Raw genomic sequence first — 3,203 nt, 5'->3', positions numbered from 1 at the left:
TCATCCCCTCCTTAAAAGATAGGGGTTCTCACGCTCCCGGACTTCTTTGATAGAACGGAATATCATCGGACTTTTAGGTAATTTACCACCTGAACACTTTGGTGTTACTATCACCACTAGTCGTGAAAGTCTCGGTCGTCTGCTAGCATCTGCGATGATGAGCAGTTACTTTTTGCGTAATGCTGAACAGAGAATGAACTTTGAATTAGCGCTTCAAAATACAGAAGTAAACGACCATGAAGTTGAATAGCAATTCAAAATTAGCTATCAAAGTAGCGTGGGAAGATGAGAAACCCTATGGTAAATCATCTTCCCATTCGCGAAAGAATAGCTCATCTAAAACTAACTGAATGCCAAAATTATCAATTAAATAGCGTAAATCAATATCTTTTACTTGTATCGTTTGGATCATACTTTTTAGCGGGCAGATAGTACATCAGTATTTAAGCTTGAGGCGATCGCCTAATTAATACTTCAATTATGCAACGCCGAAAACTTAATATACAAATTGTCATAAAATACAGACTCGGCAAATAAATTTTTGTCGAGTTTTATTTTTGGTATTTGTCGTTAGTACCAAACAACCCACTACCAACCACTATCTATGAACGAAACTAATTATATTCCACCTCATAAAATTATAGGTGTTGCGGTAATTTGGAATGACCAAGGACAAATTCTCATTGATCGTCGCCGTCAAGAAGGCGCGATGGGTGGATTGTGGGAATTTCCGGGGGGTAAAATTGAGCTTGATGAGACTATCGAAGAGTGTATTCAACGAGAAATAAAAGAAGAATTAGGAATAGTGGTTGAAGTTGGTGAACACCTCATCACCATTGATCATAACTATACCCAAATCCGCGTTACTCTCACAGTACATCATTGCCGCCTCATACAAGGAGTTCCTCAGCCCATAGAATGCGATGAAGTGCGTTGGGTGAGTGTCGATCAATTAGAATCTTTTGCTTTTCCAGAAGCAAATATCCAAATTATTGCTGCATTGCGGGAGTGTGAAAATGGAGAAGTGTAATTCAGTTATCAGTTATCGGTTATCAAATTTTATTACTCACTGTTAACTTTTAACTGATTCCTAATCACTAACTACTTTATATACACTGGTAAGGTAAAGTGGAACCATGCGCCGTTACTAGGTGAAGAATCTACCCATATTTGACCATAGTGGGCGCGGATAATGCGTTGGCATAAACACAAACCAATGCCGTAGCCTTCTTTACTTTCATCTCGTTCGAGACGGAAGTGGTTTTCAAAAATGCGATCGCGATTTTCTTCAGGTATACCAGGTCCTGTATCACCAATACTAAATTGAACTTTTTGAGTAGTACGGTGCAGTCCTGCAATAGTAATTATACCACCTTCAGGCGTATATTTAATAGCATTATCTAGGAGATTGATCAATACCTGACGGATACGTTCTGGATCGGCGTAAACTAGGGGCAAATCTTTGGGAATATCCTTTTCGACTTTTAGGGATTTGGCTGTATAGCGATCGCTTAATTCTTCCAAAACATCCAAGCACAGTTGTCCCAAATTCGTTTTTTGTGGTTTAACCGGAAATTCTCTTTCGTTGTTGTTACGACCTACTTGCAAAAGGTCAGTAATCATACGATCTATAATCCGAGCTTGGTTACGAGCTTGTTTGAATAAGTTGTTTGTCATTGTTGGTGTTAACCGCTCAAAACCTGCTTTATCTGGATTATAGTTGGATTGGAGAGTCTCTATAGCTATACCAGTAGCCGTTAGAGGATTGCGGAGGTCGTGGGCTAGCATAGCAATTACCCTGTCTTTAAATTGCAATTGCTCTTCGAGTTGCTCTTTTTCTTGTTTTAAGCGAAAAACTTCATCTGACAGGTGCAGAAGTTCCGCAGATACAGCAATTGAATGAATAGAAGATTTAGAAACTGAAGCGGTGCGACCATTATCCTCTGTATTTTCTTGCAGGTTACTCTGTAATTTTATATAAGCATCTACTGCAACTTGCCAGCGAGGCCACCAGCTTTTTAGCTGTGTAATTATATTACTACCAGCCAGAACATGTCGAGGTTCTGGGTGAATTTTGATTAAAGCTGGTGTCGCTACTAGTTTAAAGTGTTCAGCCAAATAGGGTTGTTGTCCGACATCAATAATTTGTAGTTCAAACTTGTAGTCAGCCTGTAATTCTTTCAGATACGTACGAATTCGCTGGACTTGCTGTCGAGACTTTGGTCGTCCATCGACAAAAAGTAACAACTGTAGTGGAGCTTCAGAATAAATGGGCTGATCCTGGGAAGCTTGCATGTAATCGTGTTTTAGCACTGGTAACAGACCGACGACGCTGATAGAGAAAGTAAAATCAATTGGCGTGTGTCGATGATAATTATCTTTGTTTGTTTTCAATTTAATATCTATTTTAGATTTTTCATAGTCCAATTCCCTATAGGTTTTTGAGATGAAATTTGTCTTTTTCAACCATTTGCTTCGCCTTCACCTTCACCTAGTTTTTTCTTGACAAGACTTGTGCAATAAGTCTAAGTCGCGATCTTCGCTGAATCAAATATCTTTCGTCAAGATTAGATAGCTTTTTTATACAACAGCTTTTTGAATATGCTCAGAACAGACAACTTCAAAGAATATAAACTAAGCCTCAGAGGATGTTTGAAAAGTATTGGGCGAATATAATTCGCTACTACACAAGCGCGACGTGTAGCGGCTTCCTGAAAGGAAGTCCGCGTAGGCGGACTAATGGAAAATTAAGGGTTTTAACCCACGTAGGCGGGTTTTGTCTCGTGTAGCCGCAATTTTTCATCGCCCAGGTGAGTAACAATTTAGACTTTTCAAACATCCTCTCAGACAACGGCGATCGCACCACAAAAAAAAGCATTTAACTGCTAATTAAACAGCTAAATCAAGTACAGAGCAAAACCGCATTTTCCCAATACATAATTTCAAGATTCTTGGGAAAAAAACTACCAAGCTCAACTGCTTTGTCGATGAAATACCAAAACAGTCACTGATGGTTTTTAAGTTGCGCTTTAACGCCGACAACAAAATCGACAAACTACTACTAGCTGTACAACACTATCAACTTTTTTGGAATGGCTAGCACTGGTAGTTTCTTGGTTCTTGTCTATCTAGCTTACCACCTTCAGCCTATTGACGTACTCCCTGGACTAAAGCCGCAGGGATTCTCAAATGATGTTACGAGG

Annotated in this window: 2 protein-coding genes and 1 pseudogene; 2 read left to right on the top strand and 1 reads right to left on the bottom strand. The window is 39.4% G+C overall.

The annotated features are described in order from the left end of the window. Positions 1 to 46: 46 nt before the first annotated feature. Positions 47 to 250 (top strand): annotated as a pseudogene (locus AC5JMK_RS13925) (DUF760 domain-containing protein); the annotation flags it as partial. Positions 251 to 604: 354 nt separating this feature from the next. After that, positions 605 to 1,030 (top strand): 8-oxo-dGTP diphosphatase MutT, encoded by a 426-nt coding sequence (gene mutT, locus AC5JMK_RS13920; protein ID WP_096676829.1) that lies wholly within the window; start codon positions 605 to 607, stop codon positions 1,028 to 1,030. Between the two features lie 71 nt (positions 1,031 to 1,101). On the opposite strand, the gene AC5JMK_RS13915 is transcribed toward mutT, so the two are convergent. Next, the gene (locus AC5JMK_RS13915; RefSeq protein ID WP_495910371.1) at positions 1,102 to 2,313 is read right to left on the bottom strand and encodes a histidine kinase; all 1,212 of its coding nucleotides are present in this window, start codon (positions 2,311 to 2,313) and stop codon (positions 1,102 to 1,104) included. Positions 2,314 to 3,203: the final 890 nt, after the last annotated feature.

This window comes from Pelatocladus sp. (assembly GCF_059505505.1).
This window is presented reverse-complemented; position numbering and strand designations above follow the sequence as displayed.